This is a genomic window from Pseudomonadota bacterium (assembly GCA_039818985.1).
Taxonomy (GTDB): Bacteria; Pseudomonadota; Alphaproteobacteria; order Sphingomonadales; family Sphingomonadaceae; genus Alterisphingorhabdus.
On record JBCBSU010000001.1, the window covers coordinates 995,071 to 1,020,340 of the forward strand.

A 25,270-nucleotide genomic window follows, 5' to 3' on the forward strand; every position below is an offset into this window, starting at 1 on the left:
TTAAAATGACATGCGTTAATCTTTGCGACAGGGTTGGAGAGTCCCGATCTGGCGCTATATATGTGGCAACATTACCCCCAAGATGGAGATGCAAGATGGCCTTTACCCTTCCAGACCTGCCGTTCGACAAAAACGCCTTTGGCGATGTCATGTCGGCGCGTACATTCGACTTCCACCATGGCAAGCATCACAATGCCTATATCGGCAAGGCCAATGACGCGATTGCCGGAACCGATCATGACGGCAAGAAGCTTTCCGAGGTCATCATCGCCGCCAAGGAAAGCGGCAATCAGGGTCTGTTTAACAACAGCGCCCAGATCTGGAACCACAGTTTCTTCTGGCATTGCCTGAGCCCGGAAAATGTCGCCATGCCGACGACGCTCGCCGACCGCATCGCCGCCGATTTCGGCTCGGTCGACGGCTTCAAGGACGCGTTCAAGGCCGAGGCTGCGGGCCATTTCGGCTCAGGCTGGGGCTGGCTGGTGCTCAACGGCGACAAGCTGGAAATCACCTCGCTGCACGATGCCGACAGCCCGGTGGCGCATGAGGGCATGAAGCCGCTGCTGACCCTCGATGTGTGGGAGCATGCCTATTATATCGACTACCAGAATGCCCGCCCCAACTATCTCGACACGGTGATGGACAAGGCGATCAACTGGGAATTCGTCGCCCAGAATCTCGACGGCGAAGGTGTCTCGCGCGCCGATCAGGGCTGAGCCTCACAGACATGACACAGAGAAGGGCGGTGCCGCGTTGCTCCGCCCTTCTTTTTGGGCTTTGATGCCTGATCCACGGTTATCTGCGGAAGCCTCGCTGGTACGCGGCCTTGCCGATCTTTGCCATAGACATTTGCTCTCTCACGAGATTAAAATTCTAGCCCAAGTCATCGTGAAAAGGCCCGGCGCATGATTGCTTATTCTACACTCGGCACCAATGATATGGACCGATCCATCCGGTTCTATGATGCCGTTTTCGGTGCCATAGGTGGCGTGCGGGAAGAGACTGACCCGAGCTGGACGCGCTACGGGCGTGAGGGAGAACGTGCAAAAGTCTGCCTGACACCGCCCCATGACCGGCAGGCGGCGAAAAGTGGCAATGGACCAATGCTTGCCTTTGAGACGTCGGATCGTGCTTCGGTTGATGCTTTTCATGCCGCTGCCTTGGCGCATGGCGGTTCCGATGCGGGTGAACCGGGTATTCGTGAAGGCACGCATTATGTCGCTTATGCCCGCGATCCGGATGGGAACAAACTTTGCGTGTTCGCGCCGAAATAAAGTATCCTGCTACCCAGTGACAAGAAGTCCGGCCTTCAAGGCATGACGTTCGTTCCGGTCTATTCCCAGTGAATTGCGGTCGCGATGCCCAGAAATATCCAGGAAATCAGGAATAACAGCCCGATTAACGGGAAGATATAACGCAGCCAGCGGTCATAGGGCACGCGGGCCATGGCGAGCATCGCCATCATGCCGCCGGATGTGGGCACAAGAAGGTTGGTCAGGCCATCGCCGACCTGGAAGGCCAGAATCGCCGTTTGGCGCGTAACTCCAATCAGATCGCTCAGGGGTATCAATATGGGCATGGTCACCATCGCCTGACCGCTGCCCGATGGAATGAATATGTTGATTAGCGAATTGACCAGGGTCATGAGCACAGCCGACAGATAGGGCGGGAATTCTGCCAGTGGCGATGCCAGAGCGTTGACTATGGTCTCACCCACTAACGCGTTTTCGAGCACTATCTGAATGGCACGGGCAAGGCCGATGACCAGCGCACCGCCTGCGATTGCTGCGGCGCCTTGTATCATCTGATCGACAGCCATGTTCACCGGAATGCGGTGAATAATCGCTGTGGCGATTGCAATCATGACAAAGATTGCCGAGAAATGATTGATATACCAGCCATAGTTGAAGACGCCGAAGAGAAGGAATGCAAAAAGGCCGAAAAACGCGGCGAGTGTCATTATGTCCCGGGGGCGCATCCTGTACGTATCGATATCCTTTTCAAGCTGCAGTCCTTCGGTTGAGATGGAACCCACAGAAGAGGTGATCCTGCCATTAAGGAGACCCGCATAATAACGGCAATTATACCAGGCGAGAACAGACAAACAGGTAAGGCAAAAGGCCGATCGCAGAAGGGCTCCGGAGAACATCGGCAATTCGGCAATCATATGCGAAGTACCAACGGTAAAGAAATTGATCGGCGAAGTGGCAAATCCGATGCCGATGGCGCCGAGCGAAACGCCAGCCCCCAGGATAAGGTCTCCACGGATCGCAAGGCAGATGATCGCAGCAATTGGCACCAGTGCGATATTGCTCTCATATCCCACGAACACGCCGAGCGCACCAAAGAGGAACGTCGTCATCACGATCAACAGCATGGCGCGCCTCCGCCCGATTACGCGGATGGCGCTTCCGACCGCATTTTCCAGTGTTCGGCTATACTCCAGAAGCTGGAATGTCGCTCCCGAGATGAACGCCAGGAAGATGATATTGGCTGCACTGATCAGACCCTCTGGTATCGCGAGGAAAACATCCATGAAGCTGGCCGGATTGCCTTCAATATAGCGAAATGAACCGGGCACCACCGCTTCGCGGCCATTTGCGAGTGTGACCTTGTCGTACGCACCTGCAGGAATGATGTGGGTAAGGATCGCCGCGACAACGATAATACCGAAAATCAGCGCGAAGGGATGGGGTATCTTCTCCAGCCAGGAAGATTTTTGAACGGAAGTCGGCGCGGCATCCTCGGTCTGTTTCAAAATATGGCCGCCCCTTATCGGCGATCGATTTTTGCCAGAGCGCAATCAGATATACAAGTTGGTATATGCATTTAGAGCAGAGCTTGGCTTGGTGCTTGCAGGGATAGGCAAATGCCATGCTTTGCTATTCTATGCGCTCATAAATGCTTGCTGCTTCTGATATCGAGACAAGGGGTGGTATATCGTCTCATCCAAGCGCTTCGATCAACTGCCTGCCAATTCGCTGACCCTTATAGTCAGCATCAGCCGCTAGCGGTGGTTTAGCCTTACTCCGGTGCCGGCTGGGAAAATCAAGCACCCTGGCTGGAAACGGCCTGCAATAATCGTAAATTCATATGCAACACGACTGACCGGTACTTGTCGAAATCAGCATCGTGGTATAGCCTCGATGTGCGTCTGCGATGTGAGGAATATAGAGTGAGCGAGAACAGGAACGCTACTATGGATCAATTCCAAAATCGTCCGACTGTGACCATGTCACGGCGCGATATAATCGCTGGCCTCGCATCGGGAGCAGTCGTTGCCTTTTCTGGCGCGGCTGTCACAGGATGCACCACAAATACCGCGCTTGGGCGCAAGCAGTTACTGCTGGTTTCAGATGAACAACTCGAACAGCTTGCAGCAGCCTCTTGGACGCAGGCGCTTCAGCAGAACCGCCAGACTTCCAATTCCGCCCTGCGCCGCCAGGTTGCGGCCGTGGGCGACCGCATCGTGCGCGGCGCGGATCAGCGACTGCCTGGATTCGGGTTGACCCAGAGAAACTGGGAGTTTGCGGTTTTTGAGGATGATACCGTCAATGCGTGGGTGATGCCGGGAGGAAAGGTCGGGTTTCACACCGGACTTCTCGACATCACGCAGAATGACGATCAAATCGCAACGGTCATGGGGCATGAGGTCGGCCATGTTGTCGGCCGCCATGCTGCAGAGCGCTACTCGCAACAAATGGCCGCGAGCAGCGGATTAGCTCTCGCCAATGTGGCGCTTGCAGACAATGAGAATCGTGGACTGATCGCCGGCATATTAGGTGCGGGCGTGTCCTTTGGCGTGATCTTGCCCTATTCACGCAAGCACGAGTATGAAGCCGACCGGCTGGGGGCGGACTTCATGGTCGACGCAAATTATCGGGCGAACGAAGCCATTCGGTTCTGGGATGGCATGACGCAGCGCGCAACCCGTCAACCGCTCGAATTCATGTCGACGCATCCTTCGGACCAAAGCCGTATTTCCACGATGCAGTCTTATATTACGTCGCAGGGATATGCGTAAGCGCGTATAAGATTTCCGATTTTTTCACCACTGCATTTATCGCGACGCTGAAAATACCGGCGCATGTGATAAGATATTGGTAACAGCGCACTAGCTTATCCGCTTTTTTCGTCAGCCTCGTCATCCTCAACCGCCAGCCCGTGCCGCATCAGCATCGGTAGCTGGGTGAAGGTGAAGACAAAGGACAGGCCGGTCACCCCCCAGACCTTGAGTGTAAGCCAGGTCTCGAAGCTGAGCAGCGCGCGCATGGCCTCGTTGAGCACCGCCAGGAACACGAAGAACAGCGCCCAGTTGCGCGACAATTTGCGCCAGCCTTCATCGGACAGCCCGTCAAAGGCAGCGTGGAGCAGATATTTGAGCAGTGGCTTGCCACGCCACAGGCCGATAAACAATATCGTTGCGAGCGAGGCATAGATGATCGTCGGCTTGATCTGGATAAAGGTCTCATCCTGAAAATAGATCGTCAGCGCGCCAAAGCCGAGGATCAGGATCGTTGACAGCCACAGCATCGGCGAGATTTTGCCGGTTTTCCATTGTGACACACCCAACGCTACCAGCACCGCGACCATGAACGCACCGGTGCTGTAGGTGATTGCTGCCAGCGTGGCGGTAACGGTATTGGGCGCGTCATCGGCCGGGGCGAAATAGCGATAGGTCAGGAAGAAGATCAGCAACGGGCCGAAATCGATTGCGAAGCTGAGCCAGCCCGGCGCCTGCTTTGGGGCCTTGGCAGCATCGAGTTCGACGGCACCTTCGGCTTGATCGTTATTGTCACCCTCGGCCATCAGATCGTCCCCGCAAGAATCTTGGCGAGAAAACCGGGGTCGAAGGGCCGCAGGTCATCAATCTGTTCGCCGACGCCAATGGCATGGATCGGCATGTCGAATTTCTCCGCAGCCGCGACCAGCACACCGCCGCGCGCGGTGCCGTCCAGCTTGGTCATGATCAGGCCGCTAACGCCCGCGACTTCCTTGAAGGTTTCGATCTGCGACAGCGCATTCTGGCCATTGGTAGCATCGAGCACCAGCACCACATCATGTGGTGCCGCCGGATTGAGCCGACCGAGGACGCGACGCACCTTGGCTAGCTCGTCCATCAGCTCGCGCTTGTTCTGCAGCCGCCCGGCGGTGTCGACGATCAGCACGTCAATGCCGGTCTCGGTCGCCTGTTTCACCGCATCAAAGACAATGCTCGCCGCATCGCCGCCTTCGGGGCCGGTGACAATCGGCACATCAAGACGCTCGGCCCAGATTTTCAACTGACCGATAGCGGCGGCGCGGAAGGTGTCGCCCGCGGCCAGCATCACGCCATAATCTTCTTCCTGAAACAGATGCGCCAGCTTGGCGATGGTGGTGGTCTTGCCCGAGCCATTGACGCCGATCACCAGGATCACCTGCGGCCGCGGGAAGGCGTCGATTTCCAGCGGCTCGGCGACTTCACCCAGGATCGCGGCAATCTCGCGTTCGACTACGGCGCGGATATCGTCTTCGGTAACGTCGCGATCGAATTTCTCGGTCGCCAGCTTGTCGCGGATGCGCGCTGCGGTGCTGGGGCCGAGATCGGAAACGATCAGCGCGTCCTCAATATCGTCGAGCGCTGTATCGGTCAGACGACCCGCGCCCAATATACCGGCCAGATTACCGGTCAGCCTGCTGCTGGTCTTGCTGAACCCGAGACGGAGCCTGTCGCTCCAGCTATTCGCACTCATAGACGTGCCTGTCTTTCTTCTATTATCTCTGCGTCCAGCCGACCCTTGGTCATGCCGGTGATCCTCACATTTCTGATCTGGCCCGAAGGGGCCTGGGTTGCAAGGCGTATTGGTGCGAAATTGGCAATATGGCCGGATAGACCATCCTTTTCGACCAACAGGCTGGCGGTGGTGCCGATCTGCGATTTCAGCCAGCTCTGGCGCCGCGCGGTGGTCAGTTCGCGCAATTCCCTGGCGCGCTGTTTTATAATGGTGCGATCAACCTGCGGCATGCGCGCGGCGGGGGTGCCCTCACGCGGCGAATAGGGGAAGATATGGCCGTGGACGATCTGGCATTCGCGGATGATCGAGCAGTTATTGGCGTGCATCGCCTCGGTCTCGGTCGGAAAACCGGCGATAATATCGGCACCGATGGCAATTTCCGGGCGGCGCGCTTTCAGCCGCTCGACCAGATCGATTGCCTGTGCGCGGCTATGGCGGCGCTTCATGCGCTTCAGGATCATGTCATCGCCCGATTGCAGCGAGATATGGACGTGTGGCATCACGCGCGCATCGCCGGTGATCAGATCGAACAGCCGGGCATCGACCTCGACCCCATCGAGCGAGGACAGACGCAAACGCGGCAGGGCGGGGACGTGTTTCAGGATGCGCTCGACCAGCATGCCGAGATTGGGCTGGCCTGGCAGGTCATGGCCATAGCTGGTGACATCGACGCCGGTGAGGACGACTTCCTGATAGCCCTTGTCTACCAGCTCTTGCACATGCTCGACCAGCCGGCCTGCGGGCACTGAGCGGCTGTTGCCGCGGCCATAGGGGATGATGCAGAAGGTACAGCGATGGTCGCAGCCATTTTGCACCTCGACAAAGGCGCGGGCATGATCGGCAAATGCGCTGGCCATATGCGGCGCGGTTTCGCGCACTTGCATGATATCCTGCACCAGGGTTTCGGCCTTGGGTGCGTCAAAGGAGAGCGCATCGGGCTGCATCTTCTCGATATTGCCGAGCACCCGGTCCACCTCGGGCATGGCTGCGAAGCTGTCCGGATCAATCTGTGCCGCGCAGCCGGTCACCACGACCTTGGCTTGCGGATTGGCGCGCCGAGCCTTGCGGATCGCTTGTCGCGTCTGGCGCACAGCCTCATTGGTGACGGCGCAGCTATTGATTACCACCAGCGGCTCGTCGCCAGCGGGCATCTGTTCACGCATGGTCTCGGTTTCGGCAATGTTCAATCGGCAGCCCATGGAGATGAAGGTCGCCTTTTCCTGCACTGCGCTCATAGCTCCACCTCGCCGCGATAGGCGGTGGCAAAGGGGCCGGTCATTTGAATGTCGCCGCCTGCTGCCCATGCGATGGTCAGCGGTCCGCCAGGCAAATGCACGGTGATTGGGCCGGTCACGAGCTTGCGCCGGATCGCGGCGACGGCTGTGGCGCAGGCACCGGTGCCACAGGCCTGGGTCAGCCCCGCACCGCGTTCCCAGACGCGCAGGGTAATGCCACCATCGGCGATGCGTGCGACATTGACATTAACGCCTTCGGGGAAGAGCGGATCATTCTCGATCAGCGGGCCGAGCGTGTCCATGTCGACCGCATAGGGATCATCGACGAAGAAGACCGCATGCGGATTGCCGACATTTACCGCCATGGGCCGCGCCAGACTGTCCCATCCGACCGGCATGTCGGCGGTGTCCATCGGTTGCGCCAGCGGGATGATATCCCAGTCGAAACGCGGTTTGCCCATATTGATGCCCACATTGTCACCCAGCAATTCGCCGCTCAGCAGGCCCGCCCTTGTAGCAATTATGGCATCCCGTCCGAGCAGCGCGACGACGCAGCGCGTTGCATTGCCACAGGCACTGACCTCACCGCCATCAGCGTTGAAGATGCGCATGAAGATATCGGCGGAACCACGAAAGTCGCCGGGAGGCTCAATGACAATCAGTTGATCGAAACCGATGCCGCGTCGCCGGTCGGCCAGCTGTCTTATTCGTGTTGGATCCAGACGCACCGGCGCATTCCGCGCATCGAAAATGGCGAAATCATTGCCCAGGCCGTGCATTTTGGTGAACGCGGTTGCCGTCATGGCTCGCGCTTTACGGTGCCGTTGCGGCGCTGTCCATATGCCGGGGTATTTGCGAGGGTCGCCCCGGGTCTATGGATCAGCCGGTTTGCCCGCTGGCTGTCTTGGTGTCCGTTGTGATATCGCTGGACACGGCTTCTCCGGTACCGGCAACACCGATCTCGTCGGGAAGCAAATTGGCCCGGGCCAGCATCCAGCGTGTCTGTTCCACGGTCAGTGGCTTGCCATAATGATAGCCTTGCACCTTGCCGCAACCGAGTGAACGCAGCCGGTTGACGATATCGGCACTTTCCGCACCTTCGGCAGTGATCGGCAACTTGAGGCTCTGGCCAAGCTGGGCGATCGCCTCGACAATCGCCGCACTCTCCATATTGTCATCCATGGTGGTGACGAAGCTGCGGTCGATCTTGATGCGATCGAAAGGCAGGGCGCGCAGGTGCGACAGAGAACTGTAACCGGTGCCGAAATCATCGAGCGCAATCTTGACGCCCTGATTCTTCAGGCTGCCGATAATCGACTGGGCCAAGGTGATATTCTCGAACAAGGCGCTTTCGGTGATCTCCAGCTCGAGCCGCTCGGGCGGATAGCCGGTTTCGGTGAGCAGCTTGAGGATCTTCTGCGCCAGCCATGGATCGCGCAGTTGCAGCGGCGAGATGTTGATCGACAGGATCAGGCTGCTGTCCCAGGATTTGGCATCATTCAGCGCGCGCCGCATGATGCACTCCGACAGCTCACCAATAAGGCCGCATTCCTCGGCAATGGGGATGAATATTTCGGGGGATACCAGGCCCAGATTGGGTGACTGCCAGCGCGCCAGCACCTCGAAGCCGACCAGTCGACCGGTTTCAAGATCAATCTGCTGCTCATAGAAAGGCAGGAACTCGCCTGCAGGGATGCCCTGGCGCAGGCCCTTTTCGATCATGTTCTGCGTCTGGATTTCGGTCTGCATCGAGGTGGCGAACCAGGCAAAGCGGTTACGCCCCTGCTTCTTGCTGTGATACATCGCCATATCAGCCCGGCGCATCAGGCTCTCGGCGGTTTCCTCATGATGGCTGGCAGCGGAGATACCGATGGAAGTGCTGATGGCCAGCTCGCCGGCAGGGCCGTCAATTGGCCGCGCCACTTCTTCGATAATGTCTTCCGCGACACGCTCGACAGCGTTGCGGTTATTGCCGTCGAAAACGAAAGCGACGGCAAATTCATCACCGCCAAGACGCGACAGCAATGCTCTGGGCGGGATTACCGTGCGCAGCCGGTTGGCAACGGTGCGCAGCACCGTATCCCCTGCTTCGTGGCCATGAATGTCATTGATCGTCTTGAAATGGTCGAGATCGAGCATCAGAAAGGCGACCGACATGCTGCGCTTGTCGGCTTCTGCAATCAGATCGGCGGTGCGCTCGTTGATACTGCGTCGGTTGAGACAATTGGTCAGCGGGTCGGTGATCGCCAGTGCCTTGGCTTCGGCCTCCGCTTCGCGGTGATGCACCATTTCGACGCGCAGATCATTATAGCGGCGCCAGCCAAACATGATCAGCGCGATATTGATGAGCATGGCGGTGGCCAGTACCTGGTCCGGGCCGGGACCCAGTCCATTCAATGCGCGCATGATCTCCGGCATTACGAAGCTGCCGGTGCCGACAAACATCATGATCGCGGCGCAGACAATGCCGCCGGCGACGACATCGATATACACACCTTTGAAAAACCGGTTCTTCATCCTTGATGCCAAATCCGTAATCATCGTGGTCCGTTGGTGGCAGAGCATTGATGATTTTGCCCCATTGGCCAGACACCTATCCACTTAGCGTAAATATTCGGTTTATTTTGCGCACTGCGCGATTCCGGCTGTAGCACATGGGGCAAACAGGGCTTGCTTTTTGCGGGAATATCCGACAAAGGGCACCCATATTGAGAAGCGGGTATCCGCGAAAGCCGGTCAGCGAGGTTTCGCCCACCGGCTCTTTTTGCGTATATTGTGCAGGTTCTGACGTGATTTTGTTTTCTTGGGAGACGCGCCATGTTTGATACATTATCGGACCGGCTGGGCGGGATATTTGACCGCCTCAAGGGCCGTGGCGCGCTCAATGAGAATGATGTCCGCGCCGCGATGCGCGAGGTGCGGATCGCACTGCTCGAGGCTGATGTCGCGCTGCCTGTTGTGCGCGGCTTTATTGACAAGGTCACTGACAAGGCAATCGGTCAGGAAGTGCTGAAATCGGTGACACCGGGCCAGCAGGTAATCAAGATCGTCAATGACGCGCTGGTCGAGATGCTGGGTTCGGATGTCAGCGAGCTTGATCTGGCGACGACACCGCCTGCGATCATCATGATGGTCGGCTTGCAGGGTTCGGGTAAAACCACCACCACCGCGAAGATCGCCAAGATGCTCAGCGAAAAAGAGCACAAAAAGGTGATGATGGCCTCGCTCGACGTCAACCGCCCAGCGGCTCAGGAACAGTTGGCGACCTTGGGTAAACAGGTTTCGGTCGCCACGCTGCCGATCATAGCGGGGCAGCAGCCGGTGGAGATTGCGCAGCGCGCGCTGCAGGCGGCGAAGCTGCAGGCCTTTGACGTGCTGCTGCTCGATACGGCGGGTCGGCTGCATGTCGACCAGCAGTTGATGGACGAGATGCGGGCAGTGTCCGCCGAGGCGCAGCCAAAGGAAACGCTGCTGGTGGTCGACTCGCTGACCGGTCAGGACGCGGTCAATGTGGCGCAGAACTTCTCTGAACAGGTTGATCTCACGGGCGTCGTGCTCACCCGCATGGACGGCGATGCGCGCGGTGGCGCTGCTCTGTCGATGCGCGCGGTTACCGGACGTCCGATCAAATTTGTTGGCACCGGCGAAAAGATGGACGCGCTCGAACTGTTCCATCCTGACCGTGTCGCCAACCGCATTCTCGGCATGGGTGACGTTGTCAGCCTGGTTGAGCGCGCGGTCGAGACGGTCAAAAAGGAAGATGCCGATCGGCTGGCCGAGCGTATGGCCAAGGGTCAGTTCGACATGAACGACTTGCGTTCTCAGCTGCAGCAGATGACCAAAATGGGCGGCCTTGGTGCGCTGGCAGGCATGATGCCGGGCATGAAAAAGGCCAAGGCTGCAATGGAAAAGAGCGGCATGGACGACAAGGTGCTGGTCCATATGGACGCGATCATCAGCTCGATGACGCTGGAAGAACGGGCCAGGCCCGGCCTGCTCAACGCCAAACGCAAGCGACGTATCGCCATGGGCTCCGGCACTACGGTGCAGGAGGTCAACAAGTTGATCAAGATGCACAAGGAAATGGCCGGGGCGATGAAGAAAATTCGCAAAATGGGCGGGTTGAAAGGTCTGGCCGCGATGTTCGGCGGTGGCGGTGATCCGTCGCAGTTGCTCGGTGGACCGGGCGGTGCAGCGCCTCCGGGTCTGCCCGGATTGCCCGGTGGCATGCCGCCTGGGCCGTTCAAGAAATAATCAGGAATCTCACACTTAATCCAAATTACAGAATATCTTAGAAGGAAATATTTATGGCAGTTGCAATGCGTCTTTCGCGCGGTGGTTCAAAGAAGCGCCCTTATTACCGGATCGTTGTCGCCGATGGCCGCGCGCCGCGTGACGGCAAATATCTCGAGCAGATCGGCAGCTACAACCCGCTGCTCGGCAAGGACGATCCGGAGCGCGTGAAGCTCAATGAAGAACGCGCCAGGCACTGGCTCGCCGTTGGTGCCCAGCCGTCCGACCGCGTCGCCCGTTTCCTCGATGCCGCTGGTCTGAAGGAGCGCACGGCGCGCAACAATCCGCAAAAGGCTGAACCGGGCGAGAAAGCCAAGGAGCGCGCTGAAGAGAAAGCAGCCAAGGAAGCCGAAGCTGCAGAAGCCGCCAAGGCTGCCGAGGAAGAAGCCAAGGCTGCAGAAGCTGCTGCTGAAGAAACCCCGGCAGAAGAGCCGGCTGCAGAAGAAGCACCCGCTGAGGAAGCTCCTGCTGAAGAGGCTCCTGCTGAAGAAGCTAAAGCCGAGGAAGCTCCTGCTGAAGACGCAGCCGAAGAAAAGGCCGAAGGCTAATACAATATCTCCCCTCCCGCCTGCGGGAGGGGCCGGGGGAGGACCTGTAAATTATGCGCGAGCCCTCCACTCCCTCCCCAAACCCCTCCCGCAAGCGGGAGGGGCTTAATGCAGACAAACCCGTCACTCTCGCCGTCATTATCGGCGCGCATGGAGTGGCGGGCGAGGTCCGTTTGAAGTTGTTCAGCGAGAGTGTGGACAGCCTGAAAGCGCACAAAGCCTATAATCAGGGTAGTTTGACCCTGAAAACAGTGCGCTCCAATAAGGCAGGCGCCATTGCCCGCTTCGCCGAAATCACCAACCGCAACGCCGCCGAGGCCGCACGCGGTACCGAGCTGACCGTGCCCCGCTCCGCCCTGCCGCCGCTGGAAGAGGGCGAATATTATTATGCCGATCTGATCGACCTGCCAGTGGTTACCGAAAAAGGTGAGGCTGTGGGCCATGTGATTGCGGTGGAAAATTTCGGTGCTGGCGATGTGGTCGAGATTAAAAAGCCCGATGGCAAAGCGTTTATGGTGCCGATTGGGGTATGTGATATAAAAGATACGTCACTTTCACTGCCGGTTGATTTTGTGGGATGATTGGCTCGCTTGTAATCATTCTTTTAGCTTTCGTAGTCGCATATGGCGGATGCCTAATGGCGCGGTGGTTGAATTGGGCGCCGTGGACATTGGCCTTCCTTCCAGTTGGCGGATTGTTATTACTTTGGGGGGCAGGCTCGGGCTATATATTCTCGCCCCTATGCCCAGACGTCGATAGATGTGATAGTGGGGGCTGGCTTGCTTTTTCTGCAGGTATGCTTGTTATCTGGGCGTCGGCATGTATCGGGAACGCCATTGGTATATGGCTGTTCTTGTCTCGAATTAGATGACCTTTCACGCGCAAATCCTTACCCTGTATCCGGAGATGTTTCCTGGACCGCTCGGGGCTTCGCTGGCGGGCAAGGCGCTGGAGCAGGGTCTGTGGTCGTGCGAGGCGATCAATATGCGTGACTTTGCCACCGACAGGCATCGCAGTGTTGATGATACGCCGGCAGGGGGTGGTGCGGGCATGGTGCTGCGCGCCGATATTTTGGGCAAGGCGGTGGATTTTGCGAGCGCGCGGATGGTGGACAAAATCCTCCCCGGGACGGGGAGGGGGAGCGTGCAAAGCACGGTGGAGGGGGCTGTCCTAAACCGCGACGTTAGTGATGATGGCCCGCCCCCCCCGTCTCGCTTCGCGAGCCACCCCCCCGTGCCGGGGGGGATTAATACCGCGCCCATCATCGCGCTAACCCCCCGTGGCACACCGCTCACCCAGAGCCGCGTCCGCGAAATCGCATCCGGCCCCGGCGTTACGCTGCTATGCGGCCGTTTCGAAGGCTTTGATGAGCGTATCTTCGAGGCGCGCGATATTGAGGAGGTCTCTATCGGCGACTATATCCTCTCCGGTGGCGAGGTGGCGGCCATGGTGCTTCTTGATGCTTGCATTCGGCTGCTTCCCGGTGTAATGGGCGCGTCTTCCAGTGGAGATGACGAGTCTTTCGAGACCGGATTGCTGGAATATCCACATTATACCCGGCCCGTTGAGTGGGAAGGGCGCACGATCCCTGAAGTGCTGCGATCGGGGGATCATGCGAAAATCGCCGCCTGGCGACGCGAACAGGCGGAAGCGATTACACGGCTAAGGCGGCCGGATTTATGGCAGCGCCACGGGGGCGCTGCGGATCGGTCGCCCTCTGGTGCGCAGCGCGACAAGAAGGAAAATGGGACATGAATCTCATCCAGACCCTCGAAGCGGAAGCGATCGAGGAATTTAACGCGAAGAAAGAAATCCCCGATTTCCGGGCTGGTGACACGCTGCGTGTCGGTGTCCGCGTGGTCGAGGGTGAACGTACCCGTGTCCAGAATTTCGAGGGCGTGTGCATTGCTCGCTCGAACCGTGGCCTCGGCTCCAACTTCACCGTGCGCAAAATCTCGTTCGGTGAGGGCGTTGAGCGTGTGTTCCCGCTCTATTCGCCGAATATCGACAGCATCACCGTGGTCCGCCGCGGTGTTGTGCGTCGTGCCAAGCTTTACTATCTGCGGGGCCGTACCGGTAAGCGCGCCCGCATCGCCGAGCGTCGCGATACCAAGGCTGCTGCCGAGAGCAAATAAGTACAGGCTTTATGTCAAAACAAAAGGGCGGTCCGCGAGCCGCCCTTTTTTATGCCATTTCGGCGTTGTCGATCAGCCGCGCACCGCATCGGGCAGGTCATCGCGCTCGATGACCCGGCTGTAGAGATGCCATGTCGCATAGCCCAGCGTTGGCAGCACGACGGCGAGGCCGAGGAACAGCGGCACCGAACCGATGATCAGCAGCATCGCGACGGTAATGCCCCATTGCAGTACCACATTGCGGTTCTTGTTGAACGCCTTGACCGAGGTGCGAATGGCCCGTCCGGCCCCGACATTCTTGTCGACCAGCATCGGTAGCGAGACAAAGCTGACCGCCAGCACGGCGATGGCGAAAAACAGACCGACCAGATTGCCGACAACAATCATTGCCCAGCCTCCACTGGTGGTGAACACCCGGGTCAGAAAGTCGCCGACCGATACCGGCACCATTGCGCCCATGAAGACGTTATGGATGATGAAGGCAGAGAGCACCCAAAAGGCGAAGATCGCCAGCAATATGGTGCCGACGAACATGATATTGGGAAAATTCGCGCTGGAGAACACGTCGAAGAAATGGGTCCAGCTGGAATCCTCACCAGCCTCGCGACGGCGTGCCAGTTCATAAAAGCCGGCGGAAGCAACCGGTCCCATGATCGACAAGCCGGCAGCCAGCGGGAATAGCAGCGGCAGGCTGGCGCCACCAAGGGCAAAGGTCGCGGCAATCAGGCCGATGAGAGGATAGAGTGCGCCGATGAAGATGAGATCGCCGCGCTTGTTGAGAAAGTCCTGATAGCCCGCCTTCAGCGAGGTGTTGAGATCGTCACTGTCGATACTGTTGATGCGGACGGGCGGAAATTTGGCGGCAATTTCCGCTGCAATTTCTTGAGCCATGCTTTACTCCCCTATGGTGCGATTATGGTAGCGGCGATGGTGCCGCTGATATGATTGTTGTTGGAATGGCTGGCGCAGCATGGCCGACGTTACGGCTCGCTGGCTTTCCATTCATATCGCATATCAAAAACCAAGACATGAGCGAACAAATCGTTCCGCCGTCGTGGCAATTTGCAGCATAATGATGTCTATGAGCAATCAAGCACCAGTATGCCGTAACGAAATTTCCTCTTTCGGATCATTCCACTCTTGCGCCTGACAGGATGCGTCATACATCGATTCTGGCGACACTTGACCTGTGATATTTGGCTTGTCTGCCGCTGCCCGCTGGGCCATGGAACCGGCTCGCGGATATTCCCTGCAAGATTTTGGAGATTTTTCTTGGCCTATCGTGTTGCCGTTGTCGGAGCGACCGGAAATGTCGGACGTGAAATGCTCACCATCATGGCCGAGCGTGAATTCCCGCTGGCGGAAGTCGCCGCTGTGGCTTCGCCGCGCTCGACCGGAAGCGAGATTGAATTTGGCGAAACCGGCAAGATGCTCAAGGTCAGGAATATCGAGCATTTCGACTTTTCCGGATGGGATATTGCGCTTTTCGCCGCCGGTTCTGCTGTAGCTAGGGATTATGCGCCCAAGGCCGCAGCGGCGGGCTGTGTGGTGATCGACAACAGCTCACTCTACCGTATGGACCCGGATGTTCCGCTGATCGTGCCCGAAGTTAACCCCGAGGCGATATCGGGCTATGTCGCAAAGAACATCATCGCCAACCCCAATTGCTCGACAGCGCAGCTTATGGTGGCGCTCAAGCCGCTGCACGACGCCGCGACCATCAGGCGTGTTGTGGTGGCGACCTATCAGTCGGTCTCGGGTGCGGGCAAGGGTGGTATGGACGAGTTGTTCGAACAGTCGCGTGCCATTTTTGTCGGTGATCCGGTAGAGCCCAAAGGCTTTACCAAGCAGATCGCGTTCAACCTGATTCCGCATATTGATGTGTTCCTTGATGACGGTTCGACCAAGGAAGAGTGGAAGATGGTTGCCGAGACCAAGAAGATCATCGACCCGAAGATAAGGCTCTCGGCCACCTGTGTCCGCGTACCGGTATTTGTCGGCCATAGCGAGGCGGTGAATATCGAGTTCGAGAACGAGATGTCTGCCGAACAAGCATCGCAGATCCTGCGCGAGGCGCCGGGCATCATGCTGGTCGATAAGCGCGAGGATGGCGGCTATGTCACCCCGGTCGAGTGCGTCGGTGACAGCGCCACCTATATCAGTCGCGTGCGCGATGACCCGACGGTCGATAGCGGCATTGCGCTGTGGTGCGTCTCTGACAATCTGCGCAAAGGCGCAGCGCTGAATGCGGTGCAGATTGCGGAGTTGCTTGGGCGGAAGCATTTGCAGAAGGCGTAAGGTTTATGATTCGAGCACATTGGCTGGTATGCGCGCTGTGGATTCTGTTTGTCGCGCTTTTCGCTGCTTCGGCTCAGGGAAACCAGCCAAGCCGCGATAGTCTGTCGCACTTCGTCTTTATTGGTGGCGAAGAGTTGGAACTGCATCGGAGGTTACTGGCCTCCGATGAATTTGATGGGGCACAAGTCATTTATTCATGGCGGGCATTGGAACCGCGTGAAGGTGAATATGATTTTACCAAGATTGAACGCGATCTTGCCCTCGCTGATAGCCTGAACAAGAAGCTGTTTGTGCAGCTACAGGATCGGTTCTTTTTGCCTGGAAATCGTAATCTGCCGGAGTACATCCTGACAGAGCCCGAATATGGAGGTGGGCTGGTAAGACAGATGGATAATGCCGGTGAGGGCAAGCCAAAGGGCTCCGGCTGGGTTGCCGCACAATGGAATTCGGCGGTTCGGGCGCGCTATCAGGCACTTCTTGGGGCATTGGGCAAGCGTTTTGACGGTTCGATACACGGTATAAATCTCCCCGAAACAGCGATCGAATTGCTGCCTGACACTGCCGAGAAGTCGGGCTTTTCCTGTGATGCCTATTTCCAGGCTACCATGGAAAACCTTGCTGCGGCAAAAAGCGCCTTTACTCGGTCGCATGTTGTTCAATATGTTAACTTTTGGCCCTGCGAATGGAACGATAGTAAAGGCTATATGTCGCGTATTTTCGCGTTTGCGGTTTCTGAGGGCGTTGGCATTGGCGGCCCTGATATCATCCCGTATCGGCGAGCGCAGGAGCGCAATTCCTATCGGTTTCTTGAGGCATTAGGCGATGAACTACCGCTCGTTGCGATGGCGGTGCAGGGACCCACACTAACCTATAACAACCCGCAAACTGGTAAGAAATTCACGCGTGCGGAGTTTGAGGATTATGCAGTCAATCGGCTGAACGTAGATATCATTTTCTGGAGTTTGAGGGCACCTGGGTGTTAGGGTTTTGACTCGCAGTACAGATATCGCTCCACGCAATGTTTTGACAGCCATATGTCGTCTTGACCCTGACTTGTAGCACCTTGCAATAACGGCCTATAGCGCTGCCATGTCTTCCTCTTGGATGCAGACCTATGAACCGCTCAACCAGCTGAAACCGTTGGCCGATAATCTGTGGATGGTCGATGGGCCGATCATCAAGATGGATTTTCCATTGGGCTTCAAAATGCCATTCCCGACACGGATGGTGATTGCGCGGTTGCCCAATGGCGATTTGTGGGTGCATTCGCCGACTGAGCCGACCGATGATCTGTTTGCGCAGATCGATGCGCTTGGTCTGGTGCGGCATCTGGTTGCCCCCAACAGTATCCATTACTGGTATCTGCCCTATTGGACGGAGCGTTATCCCGAAGCCCGCACATATGGCGTTCAAGGACTGACGGACACCGCAAAGCGGGAAATCCGCTTAGATGAAACCCTGTCCGAAGCCGCCCCTGCGGATTGGCAGGATATGTTCGAGACAATCATCTTCAGCGGCAGCGTGATTGCCGAAGCGGTGTTTTTGCACCGACCGTCGCGCACTTTGATCGTTACTGATCTGATCGAGAATTTTGAACCGGACAAAATCCGCAACGGATTCTTGCGCTGGTTTCTCGGCCTAGTGGGTATTGTCCATCCTGATGGTCAGATGCCTTTGGATATGCGTATGACATTTTGGCGCCAGCGTGGTGTGCTGGCCAGAAAGGTGCATCAGATGATCGACTGGCAGCCGGGCCGTGTAATCATGGCCCATGGCAAGCCCTATCTGGAAAACGGAACAGCAGAGTTGCGGCGCGCATTTCGCTGGGTAAAAGGGGTGTTATGACTCTACAAGCTGACCTCTACTGGTCCTTTCGCTCGCCCTATAGTTATCTCGCAACTGCACGCTATGTGCAGATGACGCAAGACTATGATCTCACCATCAACCTCAAGGTGGTTTATCCGCTGGCAGTGCGCGAGCCTGATTTCTTTGAAAAAAACCACCCGAACTGGCTCGGCTATACGCTGCGCGATGTGATGCGGCTGAGCCAGTTTCTCGGCATCACAATGGCGCCCCCACGGCCCGACCCGATTGTGCAGGATATCGCAACCCGCAAAATCGCGGCGGAACAGCCCTATATTTTCCGGCTGGTGCGGCTGGGGCAGGCGGCGTCGCGTGCAGGCAGGGGACTGGCCTTTGCCGATGAGGTGTCGCAGGTGATCTGGGGTGGTACCGAGGGCTGGGATCAGGGTGAGCATCTTGCCAGGGCGGCCGAGCGTGCGGGGCTGGATCTGGCCGCGCTTGATGCTGTGGTTGCCGCCGAACCGGAACAGCTCGATGCGGAAATCGCTGCCAATCAGGCTAAGCTTGAAGCCGCCGGGCATTGGGGTGTACCGACGCTGGTATTCGACGATGAACCATTTTTCGGTCAGGACCGTATCGATCTGGCACTGTGGCGCATGGAGCAGGCGGGATTGAAAAAGCGGTGAGCGCGCTGCTTCAGGGTGAACTGGAGGGCGGCTGCAACTGTGGTGCGGTGCGCTATCGCCTGCGTGAAGGGTTCCGTCTGTCGCCCTATGCCTGCCACTGCACCGATTGCCAGACCCGCACCGGCAGTGCGTTTAGCGAGCATATGCTGTTCCGTGAAGACGATCTGGATATTGAGGGGCCGCTTTCCATTGGCACTATGGTGCAGCCAAGTGGCGCAGTCTCTCGCGTCTATGGCTGTGCAAAATGCATGGCCAGGATTTATGCGACCAATGATCGGCGAGCGGGTTTCGCTTCGCTGCGTTGCGGTACTCTGGACAATAGCAAGCACCTATCACCGGCAGCTCATATCTGGGTCGGCAGCAAGCAGCCATGGATCATTTTGCCCGATGGTGTTCCGACCGTTGAGACGCAACCGATGAACGAGACGGAATGGCTGGAATTGCTGAAGCCGCAATGACCGATATGCAGACAGCATCCATGACCATGCCCGACGGCGTAAAACTGGCGGTGCACCAGACCGGATCCGAAGATGGCGCGCCGGTGCTGATGCTGCATGGCTTGTTTTCCAGTGCCGGGACCAACTGGATCAAATATGGCCATGCCGCGCGGCTGGCGGATGCGGGTTATCGCGTCATCATGCCTGATTTCCGGGCGCATGGCGAAAGCGATGCACCGCATGATCCGGCCGCTTATCCCACCGATATTCTCGCCGACGACGTGATGCATCTGATCGACACATTGGCTTTGGCGCGCTTTGATCTGGTCGGTTTTTCGCTTGGCGCGCGCACATCGGCCAGGTTGCTGACCATGGGGTTGCGACCGCGACGCACCGCCCTGTGCGGCATGGGCTGGGAGGGGCTGCAGGGATGGGATAGCCGCAAGCGGTTTTTCATCGACGCCATTGATAAAAGAAACAGCGTCAAACGTGGCGACCGCCATTTTTTTGCGGCGGCGTTTATGAAGACACAGGGTATTGATCCCGTCGCTGCACGATTGCTGCTGAACAGCTTTGGATCAGTGGACGTCCAGGCGCTGACCGCGATCGACACGCCGGTGATGGTGATCTGCGGCAAGCAGGACCGTGACAATGGGTCGCCAACAACCTTGGCCGAGAGGTTGGTACGGGGCCGCCATATGGAGATTCCCGGCACCCATATGAGCAGTGTGACGCGGGTGGAATTAGGCGTCGCCATCAAGGTTTTTCTGGACGGACGCTGATATGCCGCAAGCAACAAAACGGAATTTTCTGATCTTCTGGCTTTCCGGCTGGGCCCTGTTTTTCCTGATCGGTTTCGTACAACCCTCCGAGCTTGCCGGGACAAGTGTCATCGATATGGAACAGCACCGCCGAGCCGGCACGGCTATGGCCGTCAATAGCATCCATGACCAATGGCGCGCTGAAGGCGTTTATAGCAGCGCTATGCTGTCGCTTGTGATCGACCTTCTGTTCATTACGGCGATCGCGATCGGCGGTATATTGGGTGGTCGGTTGCTGCAACAACATGGTGCTGCTGCTGTTCGTGCCATTGGCCTGCTTGCCGTCATTGCACATATCGTTTTTGCACTGGTCGATTATACTGAAACGCTGAGCCAGCTTGTCCAGATGGTACAGGGGCAGGGCAGCGATATGCTGGCCGGCATTGCAGCCTTTGCCCGACCCATAAAGATGCAGGTCTTCCTGATCGGTTTTGCAGCGCTGATCCTTGGCCATAGTGCTTCTCGTATCCTTTCCCGGAGAGGCTGAGGCAAGCCTTGACGCCATCGCGGCCGCGCCGCATCGTGCAGGTCAAGATATAAGAATATAATCGGGGACTTATCATGAAACGCCAACTGCTCAGCATTTCCGCCTTCGCGCTTGCCGCTGCGCTACCACACGCGGCGTTTGCCGAAGAGGGCGCGCCGCAGCAGGGGGAAGTGGTCAGCAGCGAGCTGGGCGAGGCACGTGCCTTTCTGGAAAAGGCCGAGAAGGAGCTGTTTGATTTCTCGATCGAGGCGAGCAAGGTATATTGGATCAATGCGACCTATCTGACGACCGACACCGATGCACTGGCGGCGGCGGCCGGGGCCAAGGGCACGGAAATGTCGGTGCGCTTCGCGCTGGAAGCAGCGAAATATGCCGATGTCGAAGGACTTTCGCCCGAAGAGAAACGCAAGCTGGACAAGCTGCGCGGCGGTATCGTGCTGCCGGCACCAACACGCGAAGGCGCTGCAGCAGAGTTGAGTACCATCTCCACCAAATTGCAGTCGCAATATGGCAAGGGTCGCGGTACCCGGGGCGGTGAGGAGGTCAACGGATCCGACATCGAGGCCGCCATGGGTACAGTGCGCGATCCGGAACTGCTCAGCGAAATGTGGGCCAGTTGGCATGACAATGTCGGTGCGCCGATGAAGGATGATTATGTCCGCTTGGTCGATATCGCCAATCAGGGCGCGCGTGAGCTGGGTTTCAAGGATGTCGGAGCGATGTGGCGCTCCAACTATGACATGCCCGCTGATGATTTTGCCAGGCTGACCGAAAAACTGTGGCAGCAGGTCAAACCGCTTTACGATGATCTTCACTGCTATACCCGCACCAAGCTCAACGAGGAATATGGCGACGAGGTGCAGCCCGCCAGCGGCCCGATCCGCGCGGATCTGCTGGGCAATATGTGGGCGCAGGAATGGGGCAATATCTACAGCATCGTCGCGCCCGAAGGCGCAGGCGATATCGGTTATGATGTTACCGAACTGCTCAATGCCAATAGCTATGATCCGCTGAAGATGGTGAAAACGGGCGAGAATTTCTTCTCCTCGCTCGGTTTTGCACCGCTGCCGGACAGTTTTTACGAGCGCTCACAATTTGTGAAACCCGCTGATCGTGAAGTCGTTTGCCATGCCAGCGCATGGGACCTCGACAACAAGGACGATATCCGCATCAAGATGTGCATCAAGGTCAATGGTGATGACTTCATCACCATCCACCATGAGCTGGGCCATAATTATTATCAGCGGGCCTATAAGGCGCAGAGCTATCTGCATCTCGATGGCGCCAATGATGGTTTCCACGAGGCGATTGGCGACATGATCGCTCTGGCGATCACACCCGATTATCTGGTCGAGATCGGCCTGCTGCCCGCCGAGCAGGTGCCGAGCGCCGACAAGGATCTGGGGCTGTTGCTGCGTCAGGCGATGGACAAGGTGGCGTTTCTGCCTTTCGGTCTGCTGGTTGATCGCTGGCGCTGGGGCGTATTCGAGGGCACCATACGGCCCGATGGTTATAATGATGCATGGACCGCGTTGCGGCTGCAATATCAGGGGATTGTCCCGCCGGTCGATCGCCCCGATACCGCTTTCGATCCGGGTGCGAAATACCACATCCCGGGCAATACGCCCTATACGCGCTATTTCCTCGCGCGCATCCTGCAGTTCCAGTTCTACAAGGCAGCATGCGATGCTGCCGGGTGGGAAGGACCGCTGCACCGCTGCTCTTTTTACGGTAATGAGGAGGTCGGCGCGAAGCTGAATGCGATGCTCGAACTGGGGGCCTCAAAACCCTGGCCCGACGCGCTCGAGGCGTTTACCGGTACGCGTGAAATGGATGGAACCGCGATGGTGGAATATTTTGCGCCGCTGCAGACGTGGCTGAAGGAACAGAATGCCGGCAAGCAATGTGGCTGGTAACATAATCTGGGAAGGACAGGGTTATTCTATGACACAGACATTTATCAAGGCTGCCTTGCTGGCTCTCGCACTGGCCATGCCATGGGCAGCACAGGCTCAAGCGGATGGTGATGCGAGGATGGTAACCGCATCCAATCCGCAAACCGTTGTCGAGGCGCTGCAATCGGCGGGATATAAGGCAAAGCTGACGGTCGACAATAGCGGCGATCCGTTGGTTGAGACGAGCATGAGCGGTTGGAATGTTTCGGTCGTGTTTTACGATTGTTCCAATAACAAGAATTGTGAATCGGTGCAGTTCTACGCGATCTTCGACCGTCCGGAACCGCTTCCGGCGGCCCTAGCGGTAGGCTGGTCGGCCCGCAAGCGATTCGGCGCGGTGGGCCTCGATGAAGAAGGCGATCCGTTTATTTTCTGGGATGTGGTCACCGGTACAGAGGGCATTCCCTATGCAGTCTTTGAATCGGTTATATCGCGCTATGAATTTGCTGTCGCCGACTTTGCCAAGATGGTGTTCGAATAGCGGCGATCCCGGCCATTAATGGCAGCCCGAAGATTCGAGCGTCACAGCCTGTGATGACAGGATATCTATACCGTCGGCGATCCAGCCGGCGATATCGGGCTCGGTCAGTCGATAGTGGTGATTTCGGCCATCGCGTCGCTGGCTGACCAGCCGCTGCGACCGAAGCAGCGACAAATGCTGCGAGATCCGCGCTGCGCTGATGCCGATCCTGACTGCCAATGCACTGACATCAAGCTCGCCATTACGCAATTCCTCAATCATCCTGATACGGTCAGGATGGGCAAGAATCTTGAAGATATCGGCAAGTTCGCGGGCCTCGTCTTCCCTGATCGGCATGGTGCGGCCTCCTCAGTCGGGCGGGAGAGTAAGGACCATATATATTTAAGTCAACGTATATGCAGATATTTGAATATATAGGATTGCCTGATAACTGCGCTCAACACGTGCAGTAAAAGCGGCGCATATCGGCGGAGCGGACACAAAAAGGGGCGCCGCAGCGCCCCTTGTGAATATATGACATCCTGTGCTCTATTCCGATGACTCGGTCGAGCGTTCGGCCACCTCGTCATTGCTGTCGGCGTCATCGGCGTTGTCGTCGGGCTCGCTTTTACGTTTCTGCGAGGCGACGATGCCGACGGTCGCTGCGGTTGCGGCGATGCCCCCAATAATGGCGGCTGTCTTGCCCGGATTGCGCTTCGCGGCATCGACAGTGGCGCGCGATGCGTCGCTGGCGGCTTGCGCCGCTTTTTTACCGGCATCGCTGGCCATGTGGGCCGCTGCAGCGGCACCCTTGCTCATCTGTTCACCGGCCTTTTTGGCGGTATCACGCGCGGCTTCTTTCATCGCCGGGATATTGTCGACAAATTTGTCTCTGGCTTCACGCGCCTGGCTGGCGGCTTTTTCGGAAGCGATTTTCGCCTGTTCCCGGGCTGTTTCAGCGGCGCTGCCTGCCTTTTCGGCGAGGACCTTGCCGGTCTCGCTCGCCTTTTTGCCGATCAGTTCGGATGCCACCTTGGCAGTTTCACCGGCCTTGTGTTTCAGATCATCGGTGGTTGCCGCTTTGGCTGGGGTCTTGCTCTTGGGTTTCTGGGCCATATTGTCCTCCTCTTAAACCATGCCTAACGCTGTTGCATGAATACACCCTTGCCCTGGCCGATCGTTCCGGTTTTGGTGGCGAAGCGGTCAGTCTGCCAGTGATTGTAGCAGATCATCGACAAGATCGTCAGGGTTTTCCAATCCGACGGACAGCCGTAACAGCCCTGGTGGCGAAGTGATATGCGGCGCTTCGACCGAGGCGCGATGCTCAATCAGGCTTTCCACTCCGCCCAGGCTGGTCGCATTGGTGAAGAGGCGCACCTTGCTGGCCATTTCCAGTGCTGCTTTGCCTCCGCCCGCCAATTCGATTGACACCATACCACCGAAATCGCGCATCTGCCGCGCCGCGATGCCATGGCCGGAGTGGCTGACAAGGCCTGGATAATGCACATGGCTGAGTCTGGCATGACCGCTCAGCGCCTGCGCCACTTTCATGGCATGAGAACAATGCGCTGCCATGCGACAATGCAATGTCTGCAGGCCGCGAGCGGCGAGCCATGCACTGAAAGGCGATAATATCGCGCCGGTGAGGCTGCGCGCCAGTGTCAGTTCCTCACGGCGATCCGCACTGTTTGCAATCAATGCGCCACCCATGACATCGCTATGGCCGCCAATATATTTGGTCAGCGAGTGGATGACATAATCGGCGCCCAGCGCCAGCGGCTGTTGCAGCGCTGGTGAGGCGAAGGTGCCGTCGACCGCCAGCGCAGCGCCTGCCTGATGCGCCTTGCTGGCCAGCGCCGCGATATCAATGATCTCCAATGTCGGGTTGGTCGGGCTTTCGATCCACACCAGTGCCGGTTCCTCGTTCAGTTCGGAATCGAGCGCGGTTTCATCGTTGCAATCGACAAAAACAGGAACAATGCGCCCACGCTCCGCCAGCAACCCGGCCAGTGCGCGAAAGCCATGATACAGGCTGTTGTGGAACACCACCCGTGCTCCTGTCGGCAAGGTGTCTAGCAACGCCATGCCCGTGGCCATGCCCGAGGCATAGACGAGAGCAAAACTGCCCTGTTCAAGTGCCGCCAGTCGTGCCTCCAGGTCGTCGACATTGGGGTTGCCCGAACGGCTATAGTCAAAGCCATGCAGATTTTCATAGGCCGGGCCATGCTCGAAGGTGGTGGCCATATGGATGGGCGGCGCCATAGCGCCGTCGCGCCGAATGGCAGGCACATGGATAGCAGCGGTTTGCGGGTGCAGTTCTTTGTGCTTGTCCGCCATG

The 25,270-nt window shown here is 57.7% G+C and carries 27 protein-coding genes; 17 read left to right on the forward strand and 10 right to left on the reverse strand.

The features are described 5' to 3' along the window. The first annotated feature begins 95 nt into the window (after nt 1-95). Together AAFX04_04650 and AAFX04_04655 are read left to right on the forward strand one after the other, a co-directional pair. Nucleotides 96-716: a superoxide dismutase gene (locus AAFX04_04650; protein MEO1044710.1), complete on the forward strand. Its 621-nt coding sequence runs from the start codon at nt 96-98 to the stop codon at nt 714-716. Between the two features lie 189 nt (nt 717-905). Further along, the gene (locus AAFX04_04655) at nt 906-1,274 is read left to right on the forward strand and encodes a VOC family protein (protein ID MEO1044711.1); all 369 of its coding nucleotides are present in this window, start codon (nt 906-908) and stop codon (nt 1,272-1,274) included. 59 nt (nt 1,275-1,333) lie between these two features. Here AAFX04_04655 and AAFX04_04660 read toward each other — a convergent pair whose 3' ends face one another. Then, entirely contained in the window at nt 1,334-2,758 is a 1,425-nt protein-coding gene (locus AAFX04_04660) for a TIGR00366 family protein (protein ID MEO1044712.1), read from the reverse strand. Nucleotides 2,759-3,199: 441 nt separating this feature from the next. Between AAFX04_04660 and AAFX04_04665 the strand changes: the two genes are divergently transcribed. Further along, nucleotides 3,200-4,024, forward strand: a complete 825-nt coding sequence (locus AAFX04_04665; GenBank protein ID MEO1044713.1) for a M48 family metallopeptidase — start codon at nt 3,200-3,202, stop codon at nt 4,022-4,024. 95 nt (nt 4,025-4,119) lie between these two features. Here the strand turns inward: AAFX04_04665 and ispZ are convergent, their stop codons facing one another. The 5 genes from ispZ to AAFX04_04690 all read right to left on the reverse strand — a co-directional run bounded on the left by ispZ (nt 4,120) and on the right by AAFX04_04690 (nt 9,502). Further along, nucleotides 4,120-4,809 carry a septation protein IspZ gene (gene ispZ / locus AAFX04_04670; protein MEO1044714.1) on the reverse strand — a complete coding sequence of 230 codons (690 nt, stop codon included), beginning with the start codon at nt 4,807-4,809 and terminating at the stop codon, nt 4,120-4,122. Beyond that, nucleotides 4,809-5,732 carry a signal recognition particle-docking protein FtsY gene (gene ftsY, locus AAFX04_04675; GenBank protein ID MEO1044715.1) on the reverse strand — a complete coding sequence of 308 codons (924 nt, stop codon included), beginning with the start codon at nt 5,730-5,732 and terminating at the stop codon, nt 4,809-4,811. Before ftsY ends, ispZ begins: the two co-directional genes overlap by 1 nt. Then, nucleotides 5,729-7,009, reverse strand: a complete 1,281-nt coding sequence (mtaB, locus tag AAFX04_04680; GenBank protein ID MEO1044716.1) for a tRNA (N(6)-L-threonylcarbamoyladenosine(37)-C(2))-methylthiotransferase MtaB — start codon at nt 7,007-7,009, stop codon at nt 5,729-5,731. The genes ftsY and mtaB overlap by 4 nt, the downstream gene beginning before the upstream one ends. Beyond that, the gene (gene dapF, locus AAFX04_04685) at nt 7,006-7,812 is read right to left on the reverse strand and encodes a diaminopimelate epimerase (GenBank protein MEO1044717.1); all 807 of its coding nucleotides are present in this window, start codon (nt 7,810-7,812) and stop codon (nt 7,006-7,008) included. The genes mtaB and dapF overlap by 4 nt, the downstream gene beginning before the upstream one ends. Before the next feature lie 76 nt (nt 7,813-7,888). Then, nucleotides 7,889-9,502 carry an EAL domain-containing protein gene (locus tag AAFX04_04690; protein MEO1044718.1) on the reverse strand — a complete coding sequence of 538 codons (1,614 nt, stop codon included), beginning with the start codon at nt 9,500-9,502 and terminating at the stop codon, nt 7,889-7,891. Between the two features lie 324 nt (nt 9,503-9,826). On the opposite strand from AAFX04_04690, the gene ffh reads away from it, so the two are divergent. From ffh to rplS, 5 genes are all read left to right on the forward strand, one after another. Then, the gene (ffh, locus tag AAFX04_04695; protein MEO1044719.1) at nt 9,827-11,263 is read left to right on the forward strand and encodes a signal recognition particle protein; all 1,437 of its coding nucleotides are present in this window, start codon (nt 9,827-9,829) and stop codon (nt 11,261-11,263) included. 53 nt (nt 11,264-11,316) lie between these two features. Next, nucleotides 11,317-11,850 carry a 30S ribosomal protein S16 gene (gene rpsP, locus AAFX04_04700; protein MEO1044720.1) on the forward strand — a complete coding sequence of 178 codons (534 nt, stop codon included), beginning with the start codon at nt 11,317-11,319 and terminating at the stop codon, nt 11,848-11,850. A gap of 53 nt (nt 11,851-11,903) precedes the next feature. Further along, nucleotides 11,904-12,431 (forward strand): ribosome maturation factor RimM, encoded by a 528-nt coding sequence (gene rimM, locus AAFX04_04705; GenBank protein ID MEO1044721.1) that lies wholly within the window; start codon nt 11,904-11,906, stop codon nt 12,429-12,431. 286 nt (nt 12,432-12,717) lie between these two features. Continuing rightward, nucleotides 12,718-13,605 (forward strand): tRNA (guanosine(37)-N1)-methyltransferase TrmD, encoded by an 888-nt coding sequence (gene trmD / locus AAFX04_04710; protein ID MEO1044722.1) that lies wholly within the window; start codon nt 12,718-12,720, stop codon nt 13,603-13,605. Beyond that, nucleotides 13,602-13,985 carry a 50S ribosomal protein L19 gene (gene rplS / locus AAFX04_04715; GenBank protein MEO1044723.1) on the forward strand — a complete coding sequence of 128 codons (384 nt, stop codon included), beginning with the start codon at nt 13,602-13,604 and terminating at the stop codon, nt 13,983-13,985. Before trmD ends, rplS begins: the two co-directional genes overlap by 4 nt. 72 nt (nt 13,986-14,057) lie before the next feature. Here rplS and AAFX04_04720 read toward each other — a convergent pair whose 3' ends face one another. Beyond that, the gene (locus AAFX04_04720; protein MEO1044724.1) at nt 14,058-14,876 is read right to left on the reverse strand and encodes a DUF2189 domain-containing protein; all 819 of its coding nucleotides are present in this window, start codon (nt 14,874-14,876) and stop codon (nt 14,058-14,060) included. Nucleotides 14,877-15,257: 381 nt separating this feature from the next. Here AAFX04_04720 and AAFX04_04725 point away from each other — a divergent pair, with 381 nt between their 5' ends. The 9 genes from AAFX04_04725 to AAFX04_04765 all read left to right on the forward strand — a co-directional run bounded on the left by AAFX04_04725 (nt 15,258) and on the right by AAFX04_04765 (nt 22,953). Then, complete coding sequence (locus AAFX04_04725) at nt 15,258-16,283, forward strand: aspartate-semialdehyde dehydrogenase (GenBank protein ID MEO1044725.1); 1,026 nt, start codon at nt 15,258-15,260, stop codon at nt 16,281-16,283. Nucleotides 16,284-16,288: 5 nt separating this feature from the next. Further along, a complete protein-coding gene (locus AAFX04_04730; GenBank protein ID MEO1044726.1) occupies nt 16,289-17,266 on the forward strand; it encodes a hypothetical protein in 978 nt (325 codons plus the stop codon). Nucleotides 17,267-17,372: 106 nt separating this feature from the next. After that, on the forward strand, nt 17,373-18,128 hold the full coding sequence (locus tag AAFX04_04735; protein ID MEO1044727.1) for a DUF4336 domain-containing protein: 756 nt from the start codon (nt 17,373-17,375) through the stop codon (nt 18,126-18,128). Continuing rightward, nucleotides 18,125-18,772, forward strand: a complete 648-nt coding sequence (locus AAFX04_04740) for a DsbA family protein (protein ID MEO1044728.1) — start codon at nt 18,125-18,127, stop codon at nt 18,770-18,772. The genes AAFX04_04735 and AAFX04_04740 overlap by 4 nt, the downstream gene beginning before the upstream one ends. After that, nucleotides 18,769-19,230: a GFA family protein gene (locus tag AAFX04_04745; GenBank protein MEO1044729.1), complete on the forward strand. Its 462-nt coding sequence runs from the start codon at nt 18,769-18,771 to the stop codon at nt 19,228-19,230. Before AAFX04_04740 ends, AAFX04_04745 begins: the two co-directional genes overlap by 4 nt. Nucleotides 19,231-19,235: 5 nt before the next feature. After that, nucleotides 19,236-19,991, forward strand: coding sequence for an alpha/beta fold hydrolase (locus AAFX04_04750; GenBank protein ID MEO1044730.1), 756 nt, complete (start codon nt 19,236-19,238; stop codon nt 19,989-19,991). Between the two features lies 1 nt (nt 19,992). Further along, entirely contained in the window at nt 19,993-20,517 is a 525-nt protein-coding gene (locus AAFX04_04755) for a hypothetical protein (protein MEO1044731.1), read from the forward strand. A 74-nt stretch (nt 20,518-20,591) separates the two neighbouring features. Further along, nucleotides 20,592-22,433 (forward strand): M2 family metallopeptidase, encoded by a 1,842-nt coding sequence (locus AAFX04_04760; GenBank protein MEO1044732.1) that lies wholly within the window; start codon nt 20,592-20,594, stop codon nt 22,431-22,433. A gap of 28 nt (nt 22,434-22,461) precedes the next feature. Then, entirely contained in the window at nt 22,462-22,953 is a 492-nt protein-coding gene (locus AAFX04_04765) for a YbjN domain-containing protein (GenBank protein ID MEO1044733.1), read from the forward strand. 15 nt (nt 22,954-22,968) lie between these two features. Here AAFX04_04765 and AAFX04_04770 read toward each other — a convergent pair whose 3' ends face one another. The 3 genes from AAFX04_04770 to AAFX04_04780 form a co-directional block, all read right to left on the reverse strand. Beyond that, nucleotides 22,969-23,289, reverse strand: coding sequence for a metalloregulator ArsR/SmtB family transcription factor (locus tag AAFX04_04770; protein ID MEO1044734.1), 321 nt, complete (start codon nt 23,287-23,289; stop codon nt 22,969-22,971). A gap of 192 nt (nt 23,290-23,481) precedes the next feature. Then, a complete protein-coding gene (locus tag AAFX04_04775) occupies nt 23,482-24,048 on the reverse strand; it encodes a hypothetical protein (protein MEO1044735.1) in 567 nt (188 codons plus the stop codon). Nucleotides 24,049-24,135: 87 nt separating this feature from the next. Then, nucleotides 24,136-25,269 (reverse strand): PLP-dependent aspartate aminotransferase family protein, encoded by a 1,134-nt coding sequence (locus AAFX04_04780; GenBank protein MEO1044736.1) that lies wholly within the window; start codon nt 25,267-25,269, stop codon nt 24,136-24,138. Between the last annotated feature and the right edge of the window lies 1 nt (nt 25,270).

What these genes read in the sequence shown, in the direction of transcription:
- AAFX04_04740 (MEO1044728.1), top strand. Translation starts at nt 18,125, where the DNA reads ATGACTCTACAAGCTGACCTCTACTGGTCCTTTCGCTCGCCCTATAGT.
- AAFX04_04780 (MEO1044736.1), bottom strand. Translation starts at nt 25,269, where the DNA reads ATGGCGGACAAGCACAAAGAACTGCACCCGCAAACCGCTGCTATCCAT.
- AAFX04_04765 (MEO1044733.1), top strand. Translation starts at nt 22,462, where the DNA reads ATGACACAGACATTTATCAAGGCTGCCTTGCTGGCTCTCGCACTGGCC.
- AAFX04_04720 (MEO1044724.1), bottom strand. Translation starts at nt 14,876, where the DNA reads ATGGCTCAAGAAATTGCAGCGGAAATTGCCGCCAAATTTCCGCCCGTC.
- rpsP (MEO1044720.1), top strand. Translation starts at nt 11,317, where the DNA reads ATGGCAGTTGCAATGCGTCTTTCGCGCGGTGGTTCAAAGAAGCGCCCT.
- rplS (MEO1044723.1), top strand. Translation starts at nt 13,602, where the DNA reads ATGAATCTCATCCAGACCCTCGAAGCGGAAGCGATCGAGGAATTTAAC.
- AAFX04_04735 (MEO1044727.1), top strand. Translation starts at nt 17,373, where the DNA reads ATGTCTTCCTCTTGGATGCAGACCTATGAACCGCTCAACCAGCTGAAA.
- ffh (MEO1044719.1), top strand. Translation starts at nt 9,827, where the DNA reads ATGTTTGATACATTATCGGACCGGCTGGGCGGGATATTTGACCGCCTC.
- AAFX04_04650 (MEO1044710.1), top strand. Translation starts at nt 96, where the DNA reads ATGGCCTTTACCCTTCCAGACCTGCCGTTCGACAAAAACGCCTTTGGC.
- AAFX04_04655 (MEO1044711.1), top strand. Translation starts at nt 906, where the DNA reads ATGATTGCTTATTCTACACTCGGCACCAATGATATGGACCGATCCATC.
- ispZ (MEO1044714.1), bottom strand. Translation starts at nt 4,809, where the DNA reads ATGGCCGAGGGTGACAATAACGATCAAGCCGAAGGTGCCGTCGAACTC.
- trmD (MEO1044722.1), top strand. Translation starts at nt 12,718, where the DNA reads ATGACCTTTCACGCGCAAATCCTTACCCTGTATCCGGAGATGTTTCCT.
- ftsY (MEO1044715.1), bottom strand. Translation starts at nt 5,732, where the DNA reads ATGAGTGCGAATAGCTGGAGCGACAGGCTCCGTCTCGGGTTCAGCAAG.
- dapF (MEO1044717.1), bottom strand. Translation starts at nt 7,812, where the DNA reads ATGACGGCAACCGCGTTCACCAAAATGCACGGCCTGGGCAATGATTTC.
- AAFX04_04775 (MEO1044735.1), bottom strand. Translation starts at nt 24,048, where the DNA reads ATGGCCCAGAAACCCAAGAGCAAGACCCCAGCCAAAGCGGCAACCACC.
- mtaB (MEO1044716.1), bottom strand. Translation starts at nt 7,009, where the DNA reads ATGAGCGCAGTGCAGGAAAAGGCGACCTTCATCTCCATGGGCTGCCGA.
- AAFX04_04750 (MEO1044730.1), top strand. Translation starts at nt 19,236, where the DNA reads ATGCAGACAGCATCCATGACCATGCCCGACGGCGTAAAACTGGCGGTG.
- AAFX04_04665 (MEO1044713.1), top strand. Translation starts at nt 3,200, where the DNA reads ATGGATCAATTCCAAAATCGTCCGACTGTGACCATGTCACGGCGCGAT.
- AAFX04_04755 (MEO1044731.1), top strand. Translation starts at nt 19,993, where the DNA reads ATGCCGCAAGCAACAAAACGGAATTTTCTGATCTTCTGGCTTTCCGGC.
- AAFX04_04770 (MEO1044734.1), bottom strand. Translation starts at nt 23,289, where the DNA reads ATGCCGATCAGGGAAGACGAGGCCCGCGAACTTGCCGATATCTTCAAG.
- AAFX04_04760 (MEO1044732.1), top strand. Translation starts at nt 20,592, where the DNA reads ATGAAACGCCAACTGCTCAGCATTTCCGCCTTCGCGCTTGCCGCTGCG.
- AAFX04_04730 (MEO1044726.1), top strand. Translation starts at nt 16,289, where the DNA reads ATGATTCGAGCACATTGGCTGGTATGCGCGCTGTGGATTCTGTTTGTC.
- rimM (MEO1044721.1), top strand. Translation starts at nt 11,904, where the DNA reads ATGCGCGAGCCCTCCACTCCCTCCCCAAACCCCTCCCGCAAGCGGGAG.